The 21,040-nt window shown below is 73.7% G+C and carries 19 protein-coding genes; 12 read left to right on the top strand and 7 right to left on the bottom strand.

The genetic code is table 11. The annotated features are described in order from the left end of the window. Positions 1-62: 62 nt before the first annotated feature. The 4 genes from ACSUPR_RS10625 to ACSUPR_RS10640 all read left to right on the top strand — a co-directional run bounded on the left by ACSUPR_RS10625 (position 63) and on the right by ACSUPR_RS10640 (position 4,080). Positions 63-848, top strand: a complete 786-nt coding sequence (locus tag ACSUPR_RS10625; RefSeq protein WP_436890979.1) for an ATP-binding cassette domain-containing protein — start codon at positions 63-65, stop codon at positions 846-848. Then, positions 838-2,952, top strand: a complete 2,115-nt coding sequence (locus ACSUPR_RS10630; RefSeq protein WP_436890980.1) for a YhgE/Pip family protein — start codon at positions 838-840, stop codon at positions 2,950-2,952. Before ACSUPR_RS10625 ends, ACSUPR_RS10630 begins: the two co-directional genes overlap by 11 nt. Before the next feature lie 74 nt (positions 2,953-3,026). Then, positions 3,027-3,662, top strand: a complete 636-nt coding sequence (locus tag ACSUPR_RS10635) for a TetR/AcrR family transcriptional regulator (protein WP_436890981.1) — start codon at positions 3,027-3,029, stop codon at positions 3,660-3,662. 13 nt (positions 3,663-3,675) lie between these two features. After that, a complete protein-coding gene (locus ACSUPR_RS10640; RefSeq protein ID WP_436890982.1) occupies positions 3,676-4,080 on the top strand; it encodes a DUF3592 domain-containing protein in 405 nt (134 codons plus the stop codon). On the opposite strand, the gene ACSUPR_RS10645 is transcribed toward ACSUPR_RS10640, so the two are convergent. Next, a complete protein-coding gene (locus ACSUPR_RS10645) occupies positions 4,077-5,150 on the bottom strand; it encodes an antibiotic resistance protein VanZ (protein ID WP_436890983.1) in 1,074 nt (357 codons plus the stop codon). The genes ACSUPR_RS10640 and ACSUPR_RS10645 overlap by 4 nt on opposite strands. Before the next feature lie 516 nt (positions 5,151-5,666). Here ACSUPR_RS10645 and ACSUPR_RS10650 point away from each other — a divergent pair. The 7 genes from ACSUPR_RS10650 to ACSUPR_RS10680 all read left to right on the top strand — a co-directional run bounded on the left by ACSUPR_RS10650 (position 5,667) and on the right by ACSUPR_RS10680 (position 13,333). Continuing rightward, positions 5,667-8,156, top strand: coding sequence for a nitrate- and nitrite sensing domain-containing protein (locus ACSUPR_RS10650; RefSeq protein WP_436890984.1), 2,490 nt, complete (start codon positions 5,667-5,669; stop codon positions 8,154-8,156). 2 nt (positions 8,157-8,158) lie between these two features. Continuing rightward, positions 8,159-8,605: a roadblock/LC7 domain-containing protein gene (locus tag ACSUPR_RS10655; RefSeq protein WP_436890985.1), complete on the top strand. Its 447-nt coding sequence runs from the start codon at positions 8,159-8,161 to the stop codon at positions 8,603-8,605. A 9-nt stretch (positions 8,606-8,614) separates the two neighbouring features. Next, complete coding sequence (locus ACSUPR_RS10660; protein WP_436890986.1) at positions 8,615-9,064, top strand: DUF742 domain-containing protein; 450 nt, start codon at positions 8,615-8,617, stop codon at positions 9,062-9,064. Continuing rightward, positions 9,045-9,626 (top strand): GTP-binding protein, encoded by a 582-nt coding sequence (locus tag ACSUPR_RS10665; RefSeq protein WP_436890987.1) that lies wholly within the window; start codon positions 9,045-9,047, stop codon positions 9,624-9,626. The genes ACSUPR_RS10660 and ACSUPR_RS10665 overlap by 20 nt, the downstream gene beginning before the upstream one ends. A 309-nt stretch (positions 9,627-9,935) precedes the next feature. Then, positions 9,936-10,934, top strand: coding sequence for an oxygenase MpaB family protein (locus ACSUPR_RS10670; protein ID WP_436891957.1), 999 nt, complete (start codon positions 9,936-9,938; stop codon positions 10,932-10,934). 51 nt (positions 10,935-10,985) lie between these two features. Next, positions 10,986-11,960, top strand: a complete 975-nt coding sequence (locus ACSUPR_RS10675; RefSeq protein WP_436890988.1) for an oxygenase MpaB family protein — start codon at positions 10,986-10,988, stop codon at positions 11,958-11,960. Beyond that, entirely contained in the window at positions 11,957-13,333 is a 1,377-nt protein-coding gene (locus ACSUPR_RS10680; protein ID WP_436890989.1) for an MFS transporter, read from the top strand. The genes ACSUPR_RS10675 and ACSUPR_RS10680 overlap by 4 nt, the downstream gene beginning before the upstream one ends. Before the next feature lie 37 nt (positions 13,334-13,370). Here the strand turns inward: ACSUPR_RS10680 and ACSUPR_RS10685 are convergent, their stop codons facing one another. Together ACSUPR_RS10685 and ACSUPR_RS10690 are read right to left on the bottom strand one after the other, a co-directional pair. Further along, on the bottom strand, positions 13,371-14,282 hold the full coding sequence (locus ACSUPR_RS10685) for an NADP-dependent oxidoreductase (RefSeq protein ID WP_436890990.1): 912 nt from the start codon (positions 14,280-14,282) through the stop codon (positions 13,371-13,373). A 14-nt stretch (positions 14,283-14,296) separates the two neighbouring features. Then, entirely contained in the window at positions 14,297-15,703 is a 1,407-nt protein-coding gene (locus ACSUPR_RS10690) for a DHA2 family efflux MFS transporter permease subunit (RefSeq protein WP_436890991.1), read from the bottom strand. 111 nt (positions 15,704-15,814) lie between these two features. Here ACSUPR_RS10690 and ACSUPR_RS10695 point away from each other — a divergent pair, with 111 nt between their 5' ends. Continuing rightward, positions 15,815-16,489: a TetR/AcrR family transcriptional regulator gene (locus tag ACSUPR_RS10695; protein ID WP_436890992.1), complete on the top strand. Its 675-nt coding sequence runs from the start codon at positions 15,815-15,817 to the stop codon at positions 16,487-16,489. Positions 16,490-16,848: 359 nt separating this feature from the next. Here ACSUPR_RS10695 and ACSUPR_RS10700 read toward each other — a convergent pair whose 3' ends face one another. From ACSUPR_RS10700 to ACSUPR_RS10715, 4 genes are all read right to left on the bottom strand, one after another. After that, positions 16,849-17,601 carry an SDR family NAD(P)-dependent oxidoreductase gene (locus ACSUPR_RS10700; protein ID WP_436890993.1) on the bottom strand — a complete coding sequence of 251 codons (753 nt, stop codon included), beginning with the start codon at positions 17,599-17,601 and terminating at the stop codon, positions 16,849-16,851. Positions 17,602-17,635: 34 nt separating this feature from the next. Then, positions 17,636-19,006, bottom strand: a complete 1,371-nt coding sequence (locus tag ACSUPR_RS10705) for an FAD-binding protein (protein WP_436890994.1) — start codon at positions 19,004-19,006, stop codon at positions 17,636-17,638. A gap of 13 nt (positions 19,007-19,019) precedes the next feature. Continuing rightward, complete coding sequence (locus ACSUPR_RS10710) at positions 19,020-19,958, bottom strand: decaprenyl-phosphate phosphoribosyltransferase (protein WP_436890995.1); 939 nt, start codon at positions 19,956-19,958, stop codon at positions 19,020-19,022. Between the two features lie 78 nt (positions 19,959-20,036). Next, positions 20,037-20,960, bottom strand: coding sequence for a DUF3068 domain-containing protein (locus tag ACSUPR_RS10715; protein WP_436890996.1), 924 nt, complete (start codon positions 20,958-20,960; stop codon positions 20,037-20,039). Between the last annotated feature and the right edge of the window lie 80 nt (positions 20,961-21,040).

The following is a 21,040-nucleotide window of genomic DNA, read 5'->3' on the forward strand; positions in this document are numbered from 1 at the left end:
GGGACGGTACGGTGAACCCGCTGGTTTTGCACTGACTGGTCAGTTCAAAAAGGAGGCAGAGAATGCGTCTGGCCACCGGGGCCCGGGTCATGGCGGAGGACGTCGCGCTCGTCACCCGCGAAGGCCCCGTCTACACGGGTGTCGACTTCACCGCCCGCCCCGGCACCCTCACGGTGTTCCAGGCCGATTCCGGCGGCGGCCGCAGCGCCCTGCTGCTGACCCTCACCGGGCGGATGCGGCCCAGCTCGGGAACCGTGCACGTGGACGGCCACGAACTGCCCCGTCGGGCGCGCCGGGTGCGCCGGATCAGCTCTCTGGGCCTGATGTCCGAGGTCAACGCGCTGGACGAGCGGCTGCGGGTGCGCGAGCACCTGTCCGAGGCGGCGCTGCTGCGCTTCCGGCCCGCCGCCCGGGGGCTGGCCGACGCCGCCATGGAGGCGGCCGACCTGGCCGACCTGGACCGGCGCACGATGGTCAAGGAGCTGGACGCGCTGGAGCGGCGCCGCCTGGGTGTGGCGCTGGCCCTGGTGGCCGAGCCCCGCCTGCTGGCCGTGGACGACGTCGACGGCGGGCTGTCCGACGAGCACCAGGCGCTGATGTGGCGCACCCTCAAGGGCCTGTCCGACGCCGGGCTGACGGTGGTGGCCACCTGCGCCGACGCCGACGCCCTGGCCGGGGTCGCCGACGGCGACACCCAGGGCCCGCTGCCCATCCGCCAGGGCGGGGAGCCCGACGGGGCCGACCACGCCCCCGAGGAGGCCGGGGGCATCCGCCTGTCCGAGCTGTTCGGCGACAGGGACGGCGGCACCGCCGCGGGAGAGGACGGGGACGACCGCCGTGACCGATGAGACCACCGGGAGCCGCCCCCGGTTCCGACCCTTCGCGGTCCCCCGCCTCGGACTGCTCACCGTGCGGTCCTTCCTCCGCTCCCCGCTGCCCACCGCGGCGCTGGCGGCCCTGCTGCTGATCCCCCTGCTGTACTCCGGCATGTACCTGTGGTCCTTCTGGGACCCGTTCGGCCGGATGGAGCACCTGCCCGTCGCCCTCGTCGACGAGGACCGGCCGGTCGAGGTCGACGGCGAGGAGGTGGGCGCGGGCCGGGAGCTGGCCGACACCCTCGTGGAGCGCGGCGACCTCGACTGGCGGCTCGTGGACGCGCAGGAGGCCGCCCGCGGGGTGGCCGACGGCGACTACTACGTCTCCCTGACCATCCCCGAGGACTTCAGCGCCGACCTCACCTCCCCCTCCCGTGACCGCGAGGCGCCGGTGCAGGCGATGCTGATCGCCCACTACAACGACTCCAACAGCTTCATCGTGCGCCAGCTGGCGGGCTCGGCCTTCAAGGAGGTCCGCGACGCCGCCGAGCGGACCGCGATCAGGGGCTACCTCGACCGGATCTTCCTGGGCTTCAACGAGATCCACGGCGAGACCGAGGAGGCCGCCGAGGGCGCCGGACGGCTGTCGGAGGGCGCGGGCGACGCCTACGACGGGTCCGGCGAGCTGTCGACGAACCTGGGCACCGCCCACGAGGGCATGGGCGAGCTGGACGGCGGACTGGGCGAGCTGTACGCGGGCTCGCAGACCCTGGCCACCGGTGCGTCGACCGCCTCCACCGAGGTGTCCGCGCAGGTCGGGAAGATCGACGAGCTCGCCGACGAGTGGCTGCCCCGGCTGGAGGAGGACGCCCCCGACATCCGGGAGCGGGCCGAGCTGGCCGCCGAGCTCTCCGGCGGGCTGGCCGACCTCCTGCACGGACTCCCCGAGGAGATCGACACCGCCGGGCTGGAGGAACTGGACCGGCGGCTGGACGCCTACCTCGCGGACCACCCGGAGCTGGAGACCGAGCAGCCCGACCTGTACCTGCTGCTCTGCGACCTCCAGGGGGGCATGGACGTGGCGCTGTCCACCGCCGCGTTCGTCGAGGACAACCGCGAGGACATCGTCGCCGCCGCCGACGAGGCCGCCGACCTGAGCGAGAAGGCCTCCGAACTGGCCGACGACCTGCCGCAGTACATCGAGGACGCCGAGGACGCCCGCGAGAAGCTCGACGAGCTGGCCGAGGGCCTGGAGGAGCTGTCCGAGGGCGCGGGGGAGCTGCGCGACGGGCTGGAGGAGGCCTCCACCGCCTCCGGTGAGCTCGACGAGGGACTGGGGCTGCTCAGCGAGGGGTCCGGCGAGCTCCACGAGGGCCTGGGCGAGCTGTCCGAGGGCTCCGACGAACTGGCCGGGGGCCTGGAGGAAGGTGTGGGGCGGATCCCCACCTACGGCGACGAGGGCCGCGAGAACGCGGGCGACATGATGAGCTCCCCGGTCCGGCTGAGCAGTGAGATCGACAACGAGGCGCCCGACTACGGCACCGGGTTCGCGCCGTTCTTCGTCCCGCTGTCACTGTGGGTGGGCGCGATGGTGGTGTTCATGGTGCTGCCCGCGCTGTCCTCGCGCGCCCTGGCCTCCTCGGCGCCCTCCTGGCGGGTGGCCCTGGCCGGGCGGACGGTCCCGATGCTGCTCGGGTTCGGCCAGGTGGCCGTCATGATGGCGGCACTGCACCTGCTGCTGGGGCTCCAGGCCCGCAACTGGCCGCTGCTCATCGCGTTCCTGCTGCTGACGGCGGCGGCGTTCGCCGCCACGGTGCAGTACCTGAACGTCCGCTTCGGAGCGGCCGGGCGGGTGGTCGCGCTGGCGCTGCTGGTGCTCCAGCTGACCTCGGCGGGCGGCACGTACCCCATCGAGACGAGCCCGGGCTTCTTCCAGGCGATCGGCCCCTACCTGCCGCTGCACTGGGGCGTGACCGCCATGCGCCACCTGCTCGGCGGCGGCGACCCGGCCCTGGTCGCCCGGGCGTTCGGGGTCATGGCCCTGTGGTTCGCGGTGCCGCTGCTGCTGACCTGGCTGACCGTCGAACGCAAGCGGATGTGGACGATGGGCGACCTGTACCCCTCCCTGAAGCTCTGAGCGGAGCCCGGGGGACGACGCCCCCGACCGGCGCCGGAGGAGTTCCGGCGCCGATCGGGGGCAGAATGGACCGGATGAGTGTGAACACCCCCGACCGACCCGTGAGCAGCCGCCGCGAGGCCACGCGCAGGCGGCTGTTCGACGCCGCCGTGACCCTGATCTCCGAGCAGGGGTACGGCGCCACCACCGTCGACGAGATCGCCGAGCGCGCCGGCGTGGCCAAGGGCACCGTCTACTACAACTTCGGCGGCAAGAGCGAGCTCTACACGGCGCTGATGGAGTGGGGTGTCACCCGGCTGGCCGACACCCTCAAGGAGGCGGTCCCCGGGCCCGGCGCCGACCCGGGCGAGGCGCTGGTCGCGGTCCTGCGTGCGGGGGTGGGGTTCATCGGCGAGCACGAGGCCCTGGCCCGGCTGCTCATGGCCGAGGCCTGGCGCACCAACCGGGTCTGGTACGCCACCGTCCGCCACATCCGCACGGAGGCGATCGGCGTCCTCACCGGGCTGCTGGACGCGCTGGCCGCCGCCGGGCGGATCCGGCCGGACCTGGACACGGGACTTGCGGGATCCGCGCTGTTCGGCATGGTGGTGACGGTGGCACTCGACTGGCGTACCCTCCAGCCGGACCGGCCGGTGGAGGAGATCCACGCCACCCTGGCCCTGATGGTCCACGGCTTCCTGGGGACGACCGTCTCCCCCGCAGACCCCTGAGAGGACGCCCGACATGGCCTCGCTGTACCCGCTGCTCCCCCTGTTGTCCGGTCTGGTCATCCTGGCGGTGGTCACCCGCGACACCCGGCTCGAGCTGCGCCTGATACGGCACGGGGTGCGCGCCAAGGGACGGGTCATCGGCTACAACGAGACCTCGACCGCCTCGCGGATGATCGTGCAGTTCCGCACCGAGGACGGCCGGGAGGTGCACGCCGAGCACGAGAACACGGGATGGACGGCGTCGAGGGCGGGCGAGATCGTCACCGTCTCCTACGACCCCGACACCCCGGAGCTGGCCCGCATCGTGTCTGCGCCCTGGCTGTCGCACTGGGTGCGCGGCCTGTTCGCCACCCTGGGCGCGATCCTGGTCGCCGCCGGGGTGCTCCTGGGCTACCTGGCCTGGGATCCCCGCGTCTAGGGCGCGGCGGCAGGTTCGCGGGGCTCGGCGTAGCGGACCAGCCGGGAGGGCAGCGAGCCGTCGATGATCGCCCGGGTGCGCACCCGGGTGCCGCAGAGCAGGTCGACCAGGCCGACCCGGTCGGGGCGGACCAGCGCGGCGCTGGCGTGCACCACGACGAGGGCGAGCGCGATCCACGGGTGCCCGAAGGCGACGAGCAGCACCGCCGGGGCGGTGAGCAGTGCGGTGCGCGCCAGCACCCGCGGCCGGGAGGCGGGGACCGGCCGGGCGGGCTCGGTCAGCGCCAGCCGGACGGCGGCCCGGCCGGGGGTGCAGCGGTCCCGGCGCAGTTGCGGAACGAACACCCCGAAGACGGCGGCGGTGCCCAGCAGCACGGCGGTGCGGACGTGCCCGTCGGGGTCGGAGCCGACCACGCCCGCGGCGGTCAGGGCGGCGGCCAGCGTGCCCGCCCCGTACCACCACAGTCCCAGGTCGAGCAGGGAGCCCAGGGTGCGGCGGGTGAGGTCGGGGGCGACCCGGTCGGGGACCGCGCCGGGCCAGCCGCGGGTGTCGCCCCACGGCCACAGCGGCAGCAGGAGGCGGGCGAGCAGCCAGCCGGCGGCGGTCCCGGCGACGCCGAGCCCGACGAGCAGCGGCGAGGCCCCGGCGTAGGCGCAGGGGTACACGCCCAGCAGCCCGGTGCCGCGGACCGCGTCGGCGGCCAGGGCCAGGCCGCCCCCCAGGAGCAGGGTGACCAGCGGGCCGCGGCGGAAGCGGTCGCGGGCCAGCCAGCCCACGGGGAGGAAGACCGCGAAGGCCAGGATCGGTCCGTACCGGTCCGCGCCCCCCTGGCCCGCTCCGGGCCAGCAGAGCCCGTCGACGGAGGCGGGCAGCGGCCAGACGGCGTAGGCCGCCAGGGCCAGCCCGGCCGCCAGCGCCGCCAGGCTCGCGTGTCCGGAACGGCCGTACAGCCGTCCGTAGCGCCGGTGCTGTCCGCGCAGGTAGAAGGCGGCGGCGAGGGTGACGAGCAGGGGCACGGCGACGACGGCCACGTCCACGGCCTGCTGTCCGGTGCCGAACGGTCGGATCACTCGTGCTGCCCCCCATGCTCCCTGTTCAGGGCGCAACGGTAGTACGCGGAGGGTCCGCACGGGTGACGAACGCCGTTTTGAACCGGTATCGTCGCCCCCGCAACCAGTCACACGGAGCACTACTTGCACTCCGCTCTGCAATATGTGACATTCGTCCTATTAGACCCCAGAGGGTGACGAGACTCCGGAAGCGCCACCCACCAGGTGAACATTCCCCCTCCTCATGGGAGACTTCCTCCACCACCCGGATATTTCGTCGCTTCTCTACCGAGATACGATCCCCAACGCCGAAATGCCGCGATTGTGGTTACCCTGCGGTAGGTCCCGCGCCGAGGCACCCCACGCGCGGCACGCAGGACGGGCGCCCCGGCACCCGCGGTGCCGGCATCCGGACACCGGTCGGGACAGCGCCCCCGATACCGCAACCCGAGAAGACTTCCGTCGCGGATCGACAGGAGAACCGTGCAGGCAGTACCCCCGAAACGCGGGCGGACGATCGCATCCCGCATCCGCGCAATGGTCACGATCCCCACGGCGGCCCTGCTCGCCCTGTGGCTGATCCTCACCGCGGCCCTGGCCGTGAACGCCGGGCTCCAGCTCATCCGCGCCAAGGCGACCAACGACATGGTGACCCCCGCCGCCGTCGGCCTGGTGAGCGCCATGCAGGAGCGCGCCCGGACCATCTCGCACATCGAGAACCCCGGCGACGAGGCGCTGACCGCCGAGCTGGCCGAGGCCCGGCAGGAGACCGACGCCTCCCTCGGCGCGGTCATCAGCGAGCTCATCGGGTTCGCCGACCTGGCGCCCGGCGAGGCCGGCCACCACATCGAGATGCTGCACGAGGAGTACGGGAGGATCGGCGAGGTGCGCGCGTCGGTCGACGACGGCACCGCCACCCGCGACGAGATCCTCGCCTACTACAACGAGCTGATCCTGCACGGCGCGGACAGCTTCGACAGCCAGGCCCGTGCCGGCAACGTGATCGAGGCGTTCAACTCCTCGATGAGCGCCACCTACATGTTCCGCACCGTCGACCTCTTCGCCCAGTCGGACGCCCAGCTCGCGCGCGCCTTCGCCACGGGCGAGCTGACCTGGGAGGACCAGCTGCTCTTCGCCGAGCTGGTCGGCTCCTACCAGAGCATGCTCGACGCCAACGGCCCCTACCTCAGCGGCCCGGGACAGCAGGAGCGGCTCACCGCCGTCCTGGAGAGCCCCGAGTACCAGCGGCTGACCGCGATGCAGAACGAGATCATCGAGCGCCGCATCGAGGTGGAGAGCGCCACGGACCCGGTCACCTACCTCGTGACCGACGTCGAGGACCTGACCATGCCCGTCGACGACGCCGCGTGGGAGGCCGACTACGGGTACGTCCTGGACGAGTTCACCGCCATCGGCGCCGACGAGGCCCTCAACGCCGCGGCGCTCACACGCGCCCAGGCCCAGCAGTCCGTCCTCGTCGCCGTCTCCGGCAGCCTGGGCGTCGCCGCCGTCATCGTCGTCGTCTTCCTGCTGGCCCGCCGCTCCTCGCGGTCGCTCACCAGCCGCCTGCTGCGCCTGCGCAACGACGCCAACGACATCGCCGAGAAGCGCCTGCCCGAACTCATGGACCGGCTGCACCGCGGTGAGCGGGTGGACACCGAGGCGATGCTCCCGCTCATGGCCACCAGCGACGACGAGATCGGCGACGTGGCCCGCGCGTTCAACACCGCCCAGCGGGCCGCGGTCGACGAGGCGGTCCAGCAGACGGAGCTGCGCCAGGGCATCAACCGGGTGTTCCTCAACATCGCGCACCGCAGCCAGACCCTGGTCCACCGCCAGCTGCGCCTCCTCGACAAGATGGAGCGCGAGCAGGAGGACCCCGAGCAGCTCGCCCAGCTGTTCAAGCTCGACCACCTGGCCACCCGCTCCCGCCGCAACGCCGAGAACCTGCTCATCCTCGGCGGTGAGGCGCCCGGGCGGACCTGGCACCGGCCGATGCCGCTGATCGACGTGCTGCGCGGCGCCATCTCCGAGTCCGGCGACTACACCCGGGTCAAGCGCGAGCGCATCGCCCGCGTGCACCTCAACGGCCCGGCCGTCGCCGACGTCATCCACCTGGTCGCCGAGCTGGTCGACAACGCCGCCATGTTCTCGCCCCCGCACACCCACGTGCGGCTGAGCAGCGACGACGTGCCCAACGGCGTGACGATCGAGATCGAGGACCGGGGCCTGGGCATGACCGAGGAGGAGCTGGCCTCCGCCAACCGGCTGCTGGCGGACCCGCCCGAGTTCGACGTCATGCGCCTCAACGAGAAGATGCGCCTGGGCCTGTTCGTGGTCTCCCACCTGGCGCACCGGCACGGCATCAAGGTGCACCTGCGCACGTCGCCGTACGGCGGTGTGCAGGCGATCGTCCTGCTGCCGCACGGCATCATCACCGGCGAGCGGACCCCGCTGCCCTCCTCCGAGGAGCAGGACGGCGACATCTGGGAGGTGCGCGAGATCCTCGACCACGCCCCCGGCGGCGCCCTGGAGTCCGGTCCGGCACCTGTGCTGACGCCCGTGCCCCCGGTCGGCGACACCCCGGCCGCCCCCGCGGCGGACCCCTCCGGCGGCCCCGGGGGGACCGAGGCCGCCCCGACCGCCGAGGCCGCCTCCGACGGCACGGCGGCCGGTACCGACGTCCTCGACGGCGGCTCCCGCCCGCCCCTCCCCACCCGCCGCTCCACCATCAGCGCGGTCCCCTCCCCCGGTCCGGGGGTGCCGGAGCCCGAACGGGTCGAGGCGGGCGGCGGACGACCCTCGCTCCCCAAGCGGCGCCCCCAGGAGAACCTGGCGCCGCAACTGGCCGCCGACCCCGAGCCCGCCCCGCCGAACGGGATCGCAGGCGGGGTCCGGGCCCCCGGCCCCGACGGGGCCGAGCGGCTGGCGCGCCTGCGCCGGAACATGACCGCGTTCCAGCAGGGGACGGACCGCGGTCGGCGCGAAGGCAAGCAGCAGACCCACGAGACCGACAAGGACGACTGACAGTGACGAGTACTCCCGAACGCGTCGAGCACGAAGGCTCGGGCAAGAAGGACATCGACTGGCTGCTGGACGAGTTGCTCGAGCGCGCGGTGGGCTCCCGGCACGCCATCGTCCTCTCCGCGGACGGCCTGCTGATCGGCCGCTCCCGGGGCCTGGCCAAGGAGGACGCCGAGCACCTGTCGGCGGTCGCCTCCGCCTTCCAGAGCCTGGCCAGGGGGACGGGGCGGCACTTCGAGGGCGGTGACGTCCTGCAGACCGTGGTCGAGATGGAACGCGCCTACCTGTTCGTCACCGGGGCCGGGCGGGGCGCCTGCCTGGCGGTCCTGGCCGAGGAGAGCGCCGATGTGGGACTCATCGCCTACGAGATGAACGTCCTGGTCGAGCAGGTGGGCCGCTACCTCGACGCGGCCCCCCGCCACGAGGGAGCGACCGGAGAAGCCACGCGATAGGGGACGGTCATGCAAGCGCACGAAGCATTCGATCCGGGCGGAGACCCCCGCGACCTGCCGCACCGCGACGTGTTCGGCGGGTACGGGGACGCGGAGCCGGACGCACCGGACGGCCCGGACGCCGGGCCGCTGGTCCGTCCGTACGTGATCGCCCAGGGCCGCGACCACGCCGACACGGTCAAGCTGGACATGATCAGCGTGGTCATCGCGGCCAAGAGGGCCGAGGTCGACGAGATGTCCCTGGAGCCCGAGCAGCTCCGGATCCTGGAACTGTGCCGCCGTCCCCTGTCGGTCGCCGAACTGTCCGCCCACCTGGACATCCCGGTGGCCGTCGTCAAGGTCCTCCTCAGCGACCTCCTCAACCGCGGGCTGGCCCTGGCCCGCGCCCCCTACACAGCGAAGAGCCCGGTCAGCCGGGACGTACTCCAGGCGGTTCTCGATGGCATCCAGCGACTCTGACCTCTCCCAGGACAACGTCCCGTCCGCGTTGAAGATCCTCGTCGCGGGCGGCTTCGGGGCGGGCAAGACCACCCTGGTGGGGTCGGTGAGCGAGATCGCCCCGCTCAGCACCGAGGAGGTGATGACCGAGGCCAGCTACGGCGTGGACGACCTGTCCGGTGTGGAGGCCAAGAGGACCACGACGGTGGCGCTGGACTTCGGGCGCATCACCATCAGCCCCAGCCTGGTGCTGTACCTGTTCGGCACGCCGGGCCAGGAGCGGTTCTGGTTCATGTGGGAGGAGCTGTCGGAGGGCGCCCTGGGCGCGATCGTCATCGCCGACACCCGGCGGCTGGAGACCTGCTTCGCCGCCGTGGACTTCTTCGAGCGGCGGGGGGTGCCGTTCGTCGTCGCGGTGAACTGCTTCGACGGCGCCCACGCGTACGAGGCGGAGGAGGTGCGTGCGGCGCTGACCCTGGACCCGGCGATCCCGGTGGTCCTGTGCGACGCGCGCGTGCGGTCCTCCGCCAAGGAGGTCCTCCTCACCCTGGTCACCCGCGTCGCCGAACGAATGGCCGCCTGACGGGGAAGAGGGCGTGGCGCGAGGGTCGTGGCGGGCCCCGGCCGGGAGGGGCGCAGGCCGTGGCCGAGCAGGAACACCCCGGGAGCGGGCGGGTCTCGGACCCGCCCGCTCCGGTGTTCCCGGGGTCGTGCGGGGGAAACGGTCCGGTCGTGGTCAGGGTTTCGGTGCGTGTCCATCCCACCCGGACCCCTTGGACAAAAGGGCTTCTTGGGTAAAGTGCGCCCCGTGGCACGTCCCGGATGTGCCCCGCCCCGCAGACCATGGACCCGTCCCGGGCGGGCCCGCACGAGGTGACTGGAGTTGACCCCCATGAAGCGGTTCGAGTGGCGCGACCGTATCCACGCCCTGGACGCCGAGGCCGACTGCGAGGAGATCGTGCGCATCCTGGGGGCCCACGAGTTCCCCTGGGACATCGAGCAGGCGCTCGGCCTGGCCCTGTACCGCACGTACGCCGTGCCGAGCGTGGGCGAGCTGCTGGCGCGCACGCGCGAGTTCACCGAGCGCACCCAGCACCGCTACGACGACACCGCGCTCATCCTCAACGACATCATGGAGCACGGGTTCGGCCCGGGGCGCGGACGCGACGCCCTGCGGCGGATGAACCAGATGCACCGGTCCTACGACATCTCCAACGACGACTACCGCTACGTCCTGAGCACCTTCGTCGTCATGCCGGTCCGCTGGCTCAACGACCACGGATACGGCTGGCGCAGGCTGACCGAGCACGAGATCGCCGCGAGCACCAACTACTACCGCAAGCTCGGCAGGCACATGGGCATCAAGGACATCCCCGAGACCTACGCCGGGTTCCACGAGCTGTTCGACTCCTACGAGCGCGAGCACTTCGCCTACACCGAGGGCGGCAGGGCCGTCTCCGACGCCACCCTCGCGCTGATGGTGGACTTCTACCCGGCCTGGCAGCGGCCGCTGGTGCGCCCCTTCACCAAGGCGCTGCTGGACGACCGCCTCATCACCGCGTTCCGCTACCCCGAGCCGTCGGCCCTCTGGCGCTCCCTCGCGGCGGGCGCGCTGCGGCTGCGGGCGCGGGTGGTCCGGTTCATGCCGCCGCGCACCGAGCCGCGCTGGGCCCGGCAGAGCCCCAACATCCGCAGCTACCCCGGCGGCTACGACCCCTCCCGCATCGGCACCTTCCCGCAGGGCTGCCCCGTCCCCCACGGCATGGGCACCGTCGAGGTGCCCGCCACCGGCGCCCGGGTCCCCGCCCCGGGCCAGGCCCTGGCCGGCGGGGACGCGCCCGCCGACGGCACCGGGACCTCCGGCGGCACCGGGACCTCCGGCGCCGAATGACCCCGCCCCCGCACATTCCCCACCCCTCCCCCGACCCCGAAGGAGCCGCAGATGAAGCGTTTCGACTTCCGTGACGAGATCCACCGCCTGGATCCCGAGGCCGACTGCGTGCGGATCATGCAGATCCTCAACGCCCACGAGTTCCCCTGGGACATGGGGCGGGCCCTGGGCATCGCCCTGTACCGGACCTACGCCGTGCCCAGCATCGGCTCACTGCTCGGGAAGACCGACGAGTTCACCGGCCGGACCCAGAAGCGCTACGACGACACCGCGCTCATCCTCAGCAACATGATGCGGTACGGGTTCGAGCCCGGCCAGGGCCGCGACGCCCTGCGGCGGATGAACCAGATGCACCGGTCCTACGACATCTCCAACGACGACTACCGCTACGTCCTGAGCACCTTCGTCGTCATGCCGGTCCGCTGGCTCAACGACCGCGGATACGGCTGGCGCAGGCTGTCCGACCACGAGATCTCGGCGATCGTCCACTACTACCGCAGGCTCGGCCGGTACATGGGCATCAAGGACATCCCCGAGACCTACGAGCAGTTCCGGGACCTGCTGGACGGCTACGAGCGCGAGCACTTCGCCTACACCGAGGGCGGCCGGGCCGTCTCCGACGCCACCCTCGACCTCATGGTGACCTTCTACCCGCCGCGGGTGGCCGGCCTGGCCCGCAGGTTCTCCATGGCGATCCTCGACGAGTCGCTCATCGAGACCTTCCGCTACGACCCGCCGTCCAGGGCCTGGCGCAGGGCCGCCGACATCGCGTTGAAGATCCGCGCCAGGGTCGTGCGCCGGATGAAGCCGCGCGAGGAGCCGTTCTGGGCGGACGGGAACCCGAACATCCGCAGCTACCCCGACGGCTACGACGTCAACAGGATCGGCACGTTCCCGGCGGGCTGCCCGGTCGCCCACGATGTGGACCCGGTCGCCCACGAGGAGCTGTACGGGAAGAAGGAGGGCGGTGAGGCCCCCGCGGCCGGGACCGCCCCCGCCGAGACGGCCGCGGACGGACACGCGTGACCGCCACCTCCGAACCCGCACCGCGGGCGGCGGCTCCGCCCGCCTCCGGCCCCCTGCCCCGGTCGGTGCACGTCTGGTACGGCAGCGGCGCGGTGGCCACCGGCATCTTCAACACGGTCCCCGGCCTGCTGCTGCTCATCTACCTCACCGACACGCTCGCGGTGAGCCCGGCGGTGGCCGGCCTGGTGGTGCTGCTGCCCAAGCTGGTGGACCTGGTGGTCAGCCCCTACATCGGGGTCTGGTCGGACCGGACCCGCTCCTCGTGGGGTCCGCGGCGCCCGTGGATGCTGGCCGGGGCGCTGACCCTGCCCCTGCTGTTCGCCGCGATGTTCGCCGGCCCGCCGCTCCAGGGGAACGGAGCGGCGGTGTACGTGGCGGCGGTGTTCGTCGCCGCGGCGCTGGCGTCGTCGGTGTACCAGGTGCCGCACGCGGCGATGCCGGGGGAGATCACCTCGGACTACCACGAGCGGTCCACGTTCACCGCGTGGCGGACCGTGTTCGTGGGCCTGGCCCTGATGCTGGGCGGGGCGCTGGCCCCGGTGATCCAGAACGCGCCCGCCGACGAGGCGGCCGGCTACCGGCTCATGGGCGCCGTCATGGGCGCCGTGGTGCTGGTGTCCATGCTGGGCGCGGTGGTCGGCACCCGCCGGGCGCCGCGGACGGTGTTCCCGCACCGCACCGAGGGCATGGCCGCCCAGCTGCGGACGGCGCTGACGCACCGCCACTTCCGGGTGCTGTTCCCCGCCAACCTGCTGATGGCGGTGGCGAGCGGCACGATGGTGGCGGGTGTGCCTTACGTGACCGCGAACGTCATGGGGCGGCCCGCCTACACGAGCATCCTCATGGTGTGCGTGCTGGTTCCGCTGATGGCCACCGCCCCGCTGTGGCGGCGGATCTCCGTGCGGGTGGACAAGCGCCGGGCGGCCGCCTACGCGGCCGTGGTGTTCTCCCTGGGCGGCCTGGGACTGCTGTGCATTCCGCTGGGGGGCGTGCCGATCGCGGTCGCCTCCTCGGTGCTGGTGGGCGTCGGCCTGTCGGGGACGATGCTGCTGCCGTGGTCGATGCTGGCCGACTGCCTGGCCGCCACCGAGGACGGCCGCCGCCAGGGCGGTGTGCTGTCGGGCGTGTGGACGGCGGGCGAGGCGCTGGCCCAGTCGGTGGGCACCGGCCTGCTGTCGCTGGCGCTGGCGCTGAGCGGCTACGTGGAGTCGGGTGCGGGCGAGACCGTGCGGCAGAGCGACGAGGCGCTGCGCGGCATGCTGGTCGGCAGCACCCTGGTACCGGCGGCGGTCATGCTGCTGTGCCTGGTGCCGCTGGCGTTCTACCGCCTCACCGCGGCGGACACCGCCGTGGCCGTGCGGACCGCCGAGTGACCCGCGGGGCCCGCCGGTGGGCGGGCCCCGCCCCTTCTCAGAGCGTGAGGACGAGCGCACCGCGGCCGTGGCCCGAGTCGAGGATCCGGTGCGCGCGGGCGGCCTCGGCCAGCGGCAGGACCTCCCGCAGCTCCACCGCGTACTCCCCGCTCACGTACAGGTCGACGGCCCGGGCCAGGCGCCGCGCCGAGCGGATCCCGTCGGGGGCGACCGTGCCGTAGCGGGCCGGGGCGTCCGGGGAGACCATGCTCAGCACCCGTTCGGGCGAGCCGACGATCTCCAGGACCCGGCGCAGTGACGCGTCGTCCCGGGAGTCGAACCCGGCGTCCACCCCCTCCGGGGCGGCCGCCCGGACCTGTTCGACCATGGCCTCCCCGTAGGTGACGGGGATCGCGCCCAGGGAGCGCAGGTGGTCGTGGTCGGCCTCGGAGGCAGCCCCGATCACCCGGTCCGCGCCGCGGTGCAGGGCCAGCCGCACGACGGCCGAGCCCAGCCCCCCGGCGGCGGAGTTGACGAACAGGGTGTCCCCGGGGCCGACCCGGAGCGCGTCCAGGACCATCATCGCCCCCTGCGCGCGGGCGGGCAGGGCCGCGGCCTCGGCCTCCGGCAGGGCGTCCGGCCGGGGAACGACCTGGTCGGCGCCGACGACGACGGACCCGGCGTAGGCCCCGAAGGTGGAGAAGCCCAGTACCGGGGTGCCCACCGCCGGCCCGGGCGCCCCCTCGCCGAGGGCGTCCACGGTCCCGGCGAACTGGTTGCCGGGGACCAGCGGCAGGGTGATCCGGTCGCGCCAGGGGACTTCGCCCCGGCGGACCCGCGCGTCGATGGGCAGCGCCCCCGCGGCGGCCACGCGGACCCGGACCTGCCCGGGCCCGGGCTCGGGAACGGGCAGGTCGGCGGGGGTGAGGACGTCGGGGCCGCCGAAGCGGGTGATGGTGATCGCGTACACGGTGCCTCCGGTGTTCAGGTGTCCAGGTCGGGACGGGTCGCGGGCAGGAGGAGTGCGGGGAGCAGGGCGGCGGCGGTCAGGGCCGCCATCCACCAGAAGGCGGCCTGGAAGGCGGGCCCCGGGTCCGGTGCGGCGGCCGCGCCCCGGGCCAGGACGAGGGCGAGCCCGGCGGTCCCGGCCGCCGCTCCGATCCGCTGGAGCACGTTGAGGGCGGCGGTGGCCCGCGGGATCCGGTCGGGTTCCAGGCCCCGGTAGGCGGCCGCGAGCAGGGGCACCGAGGCGGTTCCCAGGCCGAGCCCCCGGACGAAGAGGACGGCGCCGAGCCACCACTGGGGGGTGTCGGCGGTGGCGAGCGCGAAGGGGACGGTGGCCAGGGCGGCCAGCGCCAGCCCGGCCGCCACGAGGTTGCGGGGGGCGAGCCGGTCGGCGGGGCCGCCGACCGACAGGACCGCCAGGGCGACCCCGGCGCCCATGGGGGCCAGCAGCAGTCCGGCGTCCAGGGGGTCGGCCCCGGCGACCCGCTGGTGGAAGAGCGGCAGCAGGAACATGCCGCCCCAGATGCACAGCCCGAAGACGAACATGAGCGCGGCCCCGTTGCGGAACGGCGCGTGGGCGAACAGCCGCAGGTCCAGGACGGGCGGCGGCGCGCCCTCCCGGGGCCGCAGGGCGCGCAGGGCGAAGCCGAGGAGCATCAGTGCGCCGAGTGCGGCCCACAGGGGGCCCGCGGCCCCGGACCCGAGGGAGGAGAGCCCGTGGAGCAGGGCGACCAGGCCGAGGGAGAGCAGGGCCAGGCCGAGGGGGTCGAGCCGTTCGGCGCGGTCGGGCTCCCCCCGGGGCACGCCGCGCAGGGCGCACAGGATCGCGACCGCGACCAGCGGCAGGGTGAGGGCGAACACCCAGCGGTGGCCGAGGGACTCCAGGACCGCGCCACCGGCGACCGGGCCCAGCACGGGTGCGAGCTGGCCGGGGACGCTGATCAGGGCCATGGCCCGGCCCAGGCGGCCGGGTCCGGCGGCCCGGGCGAGGATCGCCATGGTGAGCGGCAGGACCATGCCGCCGCCGAACCCCGTGAGGGCCCGCACAACGATGAGGGATTCCAGCGACCAGGCCAGGCAGGACAGTGCGGCGCCGGTGCCGAACAGGGTGAGCGCGCCGATCCAGGCGGCGCGGGGGCCGAAGCGGTCCAGGGCCCAGCCGACGGCGGGAATGGCGGCGGTCATGGCCAGCAGGTTGGCGGTGACGACCCACTGCACCCGGGAGACGGGGGCGTCGTGGGCGGCGGAGAGGGCGTCGACCGCGACGGTGACGACGGTGCTGTCGGCCAGGGCGGCGAAGGCCCCGGCCAGGAGGACGGCGGTGAGCCGGACCAGGGGTGCGTCGAGGCGCTCCCGGTCCCGCGCACGGGGCGTGTTCTCGGACATGCGAAGTAAACTACACCGTGCAGTGTAAATTGACCAGAGTACTTTTCCCGTACCCCGGACCGGGGAATACGCTGCTGGGGCCGCCGCCCCGCCGACCCGAACGGACGCCCGATGACAGCCCAGGACCCCGCCTCCTCCCCGCCGACCTGCGGCCGCCCGGCCAAACGCACGGCCGTCCTCGACGCCGCCCGCCGGGTGTTCCTGCGCGAGGGCTACACCCGCGCGAGCATGGACGCGATCGCCGCCGAGGCCGGGGTGTCCAAGCGCACCGTCTACAACCACTTCGGCGACAAGGAGGGGCTGTTCTCCGTCATCGTCGAGCAGAGCAGCGCCTCGGTCGCCGAGGACTTCGTCCGCGTGGCCGACCGACACCTCTCGGACCCCCGGGACGCCCGGGAGGCCCTGGTCGCCTTCGGCGACGAGTGGGCCTCCCCGGGGGTGAACCGGCCCGACCACGGGGCGCTGGTGCGGCTGCTCATCGCCGAGGCGCTGCACTTCCCCGAGGCCGTCCGGGTGTGGCTGGACACCGGCCCGGGGCCGGTCCGCCGGGGCCTGGCGGCGCGGCTGCGGGCGATGGCGGACCGCGGCCTGCTCGACCTCCCCGAGGGCGGGGAGGAGACGGCCGCCGAGCACTACGTGGCACTCGTGCAGACCCCGGCGACCAACCGGGCGTTCTTCAACGCGGTGCCGCTGGAGGAGTCCGAGCGGCGGGAGATCGTCCGCTCCGGGGTGGCCGCGTTCCTGCGCGTCTACGGCACCGAGGAGGACCGGGACCGGCGCCCCTAGGCTGTGTTCTTTCGAACCCCCGCTCCGCTGCGGTTCGCGTTCGGCGCCCCCGGAAGGCGGGAACCCTCGGCCCCACGGGAACGTCCCCGTTCCCCGGAGGCCCCCTCCGGTCCTGCAGAACCCAGCCGGCGCCTCACACACCCCCGCGGAACAGGACGGCACTCAAAAAACAGACCCCAGGGCGTGTCCGGCGGATGCTCTCGTGTGGTCCGGCGCGTGCGCCGGGTGACGCGGGCGGCCTCCGTGCGGTCTCTCACAGGACCCGGCGAAGGCCGGCCCGGGTCCGGCCGCCCGAGCGCGGGCGGCGCAGCGGGAGGCGGCCCGGCGGCCGCGGGCCGGAACGATCCGCCGGGCACGCCCTAGCGGCCCAGGCGGCGCCAGAGCGGGCGCGGCATCAGCCGCATGCCCGCGAACAGCGGGCCGAGCACGCGCGGCGCCCACACCGTGGTCGCCCCCGAGCGCAGCCCGGCCGCCACCGCGTCGGCGACCCGGCCCGGGGTGGCGGGGAACGGCGCGGGGTCCACGTGCGCCGACATCCGGGTGGGCACGTAGCCCGGCCGGACCACCAGTACCCGCGCACCGCTGCCGTGCAGGGAGTCGGCCAGGCCCTGGGCGAACCCGTCCAGGCCCGCCTTGGCCGACCCGTACACGAAGTTGAACCTGCGCACCCGCACGCCGGCCACCGACGACAGCACCACCAGCGCCCCGTGGCCCTGTTCGCGCAGCCGGGCGGCGACCGCCAGCCCCGCCGAGACGTGCCCGGTGTAGTTGACCGCCGCGGCCCGGGCGGCGGCCGCCGGGTCGGCCTCGTAGTCGGCCTGCTCGCCGAGCACGCCGAACGCGTCGACCACCACGTCGAGGTCGCCCACCAGGGCCACCGCCTCCCCGACCGTGGCGGTGTGGGTGTCGGGCGCGGTCGCGTCGAACTCCAGCGAGTGGACCTTCGCCCCCAGGGCGGTCAGTGCGCCCGGCGGTTCGGCGACCCCGCCGCGGGCGGCCAGCACCACCTCGCGGGCGCCCTCGCGCACCAGGCGTTCGACGATGGCCAGGCCGATCTCGCTGCGGCCGCCGAGCAGCAGAACGGTCCGCACCGTTCCCACCGAATCGCGCATGTCCCTTGGTCGTCCTTCCGAGTGGGTGGAGGTGTCAGAGCAGCCGCAGGCGGCGGGCCAGGTCGGAGACGAGCACCCCGTCGGGGTCGACCCGCTCGCGGACCTTGCGCCAGGCCGGCAGCCCGGGGTACATGGCGTGGACCGTCTCCGCGTCGGCCCGGCCGTCCTTGGCCAGGTAGAGGCGGCCGCCCGCGGCCAGCAGGCGCTCGTCGAAGCGGCGCAGCATCCGGCCCAGGCCCGGCAGGTCGGCGGGCAGGTCCACGGCCAGCGTCCACCCGGGCACGGGGAACGACAGGTGGCCGCCGGTGCCCTCGCCCAGCCGTTTGAGCACGGTCAGGAACGACGGCGCGCCCGCCCGGGACAGCCCCTCCATGATCCCGACCAGGGTGTCCTCGGCCCCGAAGGGCACGACGAACTGGTACTGCACCAGCCCGCGCGGCCCGTACAGCCGGTTCCAGCCGCGGACGGCGTCCAGCGGGTGGAAGAACCCGGCGAGGGGCTGGGCCTGGCCGCGCCTGCGCCGGGGCGCGGCGCCCCGGTACACCGTGTTGAACGCGCCCACCGTCCAGGAGTTGAGCAGCCCCGGCGGCGCCCACGGCGGGGCGGCCAGCGGGCTGCCCGCCCGGTGGCGGAGCGGGTCGCGGCGCAGGGCGGGCGGCAGGTCGCGGGGGGCGGCGTGGTCGGCCCGGGTGAGCACCCCGCGCCCCATCGCGCCCCCCTTGGCGAGCAGGTCCACCCAGCACACCGTGTACCGGTAGGCGGCGTCGGTGCGCGCCATCAGGTCCAGGGTGGCGTCCAGGGAGTCGGTGCGGTCGGTGTCCACCCGCATGTAGGAGGTCTCCACCGGCAGCACGGCCAGGGTCGCCTCGGTGATGACGCCGGTCAGGCCCATCCCGCCCAGGGTCGCCCGGAAGAGCTCGGCGTCGTCGCCGCCGGGGGTGAGCGTCAGCGCCTCACCGGTGGGCGTGGCCAGGGTCAGGGAGCGCACGTGCGCGCCCAGCGAGGAGTCGGCGTGGTGGTTCTTGCCGTGGACGTCGGCGGCGATCGCCCCGCCCACGGTGACCTGCCGCGTCCCGGGGGTGACCGGCACGAAGTACCCGCGCGGGAGCAGGTGCGCGATGAGCCGGTCGAAGGAGACCCCGGCCGGGACGGTGACCTCGCCGCGGCCGGTGTCCAGCAGGATCGGGCCGGTCAGCTCGGTGCAGTCCAGGACGGTGCCCCCGGCCGCCTGGGCGGCGTCGCCGTAGGAGCGCCCCAGGCCGCGGGCGAGCACCCCGCGCGGGCCCGCGTCCGCCAGGGCCTGCGCGACCTGCGCGGCCGAGCGGGGCCGCACGACGCGGGCGGCGGTCGGCGCGGTGCGGCCCCACCCGGTGAGGAGCACGGGGCGCTCCGGCTGCGATGCCACGACAGGGTCCCCCTCAGAGGTAGATGCCCGCCCCCACCAGGAGGGCGAGCGAGACGAGGACGACCTGGAGGGGGCGGTCGCGCAGGGCGATCTCCTCCGGCTCCTCGCCCACGCCCCGGTCCACCAGGAGGTTGTAGCGCAGGACGAACATGATGAACGGAACGATACTGCCCACGTGGAAGAGGTTCTGCGCTCCTCCGTCCTGCTCCAGCGCCCACAGGCAGTAGGTGACGATCATCGCCGCCGACGCCATGGTGCGGGTCTGGGACAGGTAGGTGGGGGTGTAGACGACGAGGGTGGCCCGGACCGGCCCGCCCGCCGGCGCCCCGTCCAGGGCTCGCAGCTCGGCCTCGCGCTTGCCGACCACGACCAGCAGCGCCGCCAGGGACACCACGATGACGAACCACGACGTCAGCGGGACGCCGACGGCGACTCCCCCGGCGACCGCGCGCAGCACGTGGCAGGCGGCGACCGCGACCAGGTCGCAGATCGCGACGTCCTTGAGGTAGCGGGTGTAGGCGAGGGTGAGCAGGACGTACCCGGCGAGGACCCCGGTGAGCAGGGGCCTGTCCAGGGCGAGGGAGGCGGCCGGGGACAGCACGCACAGGGAGGCGCCCAGGGCCACCGCCAGAGGCACCGGGACCAGCCCGGAGGCGACGGGCCGGTGGCGCTTGCGCTCGTGGGCCCGGTCGCGCTCGACGTCGCGGACGTCGTTGAGCAGGTAGGTGCCGCCGGCGGCCGCGCAGAACAGCGCGAACACGGCCGCGCACAGCAGCAGGGCACGCGGTTCGGCGAGTGCCCCGGCGGCCGCCGGGGCGGCCAGGACCAGCAGGTTCTTCAGCCACTGGCGCGGACGGCAGGCCCGTACCAGGGCGAAGGGCAGGGTGTCGCGCAGGCGGCGGTCGCCGGACGGGGTCTCCCCGGTCCCGGTCCCCGGCACCACCGATGTCATGCGACCGACCTCCCGGCCCTGCGGACGGCCCCGCCCCGCCGGCCTCGGCGGGGGCGGGGGCGGGGGCGTGCGGGGCCTTCAGTTGTGGTGCGCACGGGATCGGCCGGTGATGTACAGGATGAGGCCGATCGCGATGAAGCCGACGCCGGCGATGAGCCCGGCCAGGGGGAGCGTGGTGTGGATCAGCGGCAGCATGGTGCGGCCCTGTTCGGAGTTCTCCAGGGCGGTCCGGACGGAGGCGTCGTCGAAGACCAGCTCGGCGTCGAGCAGGGTCAGGACCTCCTCGCCGTCCACGACCACGACGCGGTTCTGGTCCTCGCTGACCTTGATCGGGGAGCCGGTGACCGGGTCGATCCAGTAGGTGCGGGTGATGGAGAAGACCTCGTCGCCGGTCACGTCGCCGTCGCCCTCCAGCCCCGCGACCGAGCGCGGCAGGGTGCGCTCGCCGATGACCTCGCCCTCGACGACCTGCTCGAAGCGGTAGACCTCGACGCCCTCGATCTCCTCGACGGCCTGGAACTCCATCGGGACGGGTTCCTTGATCGTGGTCTCGAAGAAGTCGTAGTCGCGCTGCTCGGTGAAGAAGGGGAACTTCCACGCCTGGCCGCTCTGGACGGTGGACTCCTCGTTGACCATCGCGTCGCAGCAGTCGACGGCCTGGCCGGTGACCCGGTCGTGGCCGGCGCGGCGGCTGGTGGAGGTGATGCCGAAGTCGGTCTCGGCGTCCCTCAGCCAGGTGAACTGGTCCCAGACCACGACCTCGTCGGTGCTGGAGGCCACGTCGGCCCGGATGGTCACGCTGGCCTCCAGCGTGGCGTTCTCGACGAGTTCGACCTCCTCGATGTTGAAGTAGGTCGCTCCCTCCGCGACGTTGGTGTACTCGACGTAGTAGGTCAGGGGGGTCTTCATCAGGGAGCTGGACACCCAGGTGCGCATGAGGGGTGCAACGGCGAGGAAGAAGACTCCAAACCCGATGAGAACGACCGCTATGGCACGGCGCATTTGCCCTCCTGGGCGATGTGAGTCCGGATCTGGAACGGGCTTCAGTGGAACTAGCTTCAGTTCCGGGTAGAGTACTGCCC

It is taken from the genome of Nocardiopsis dassonvillei (genome assembly GCF_964273065.1).
Lineage (GTDB): Bacteria > Actinomycetota > Actinomycetes > Streptosporangiales > Streptosporangiaceae > Nocardiopsis > Nocardiopsis dassonvillei_B.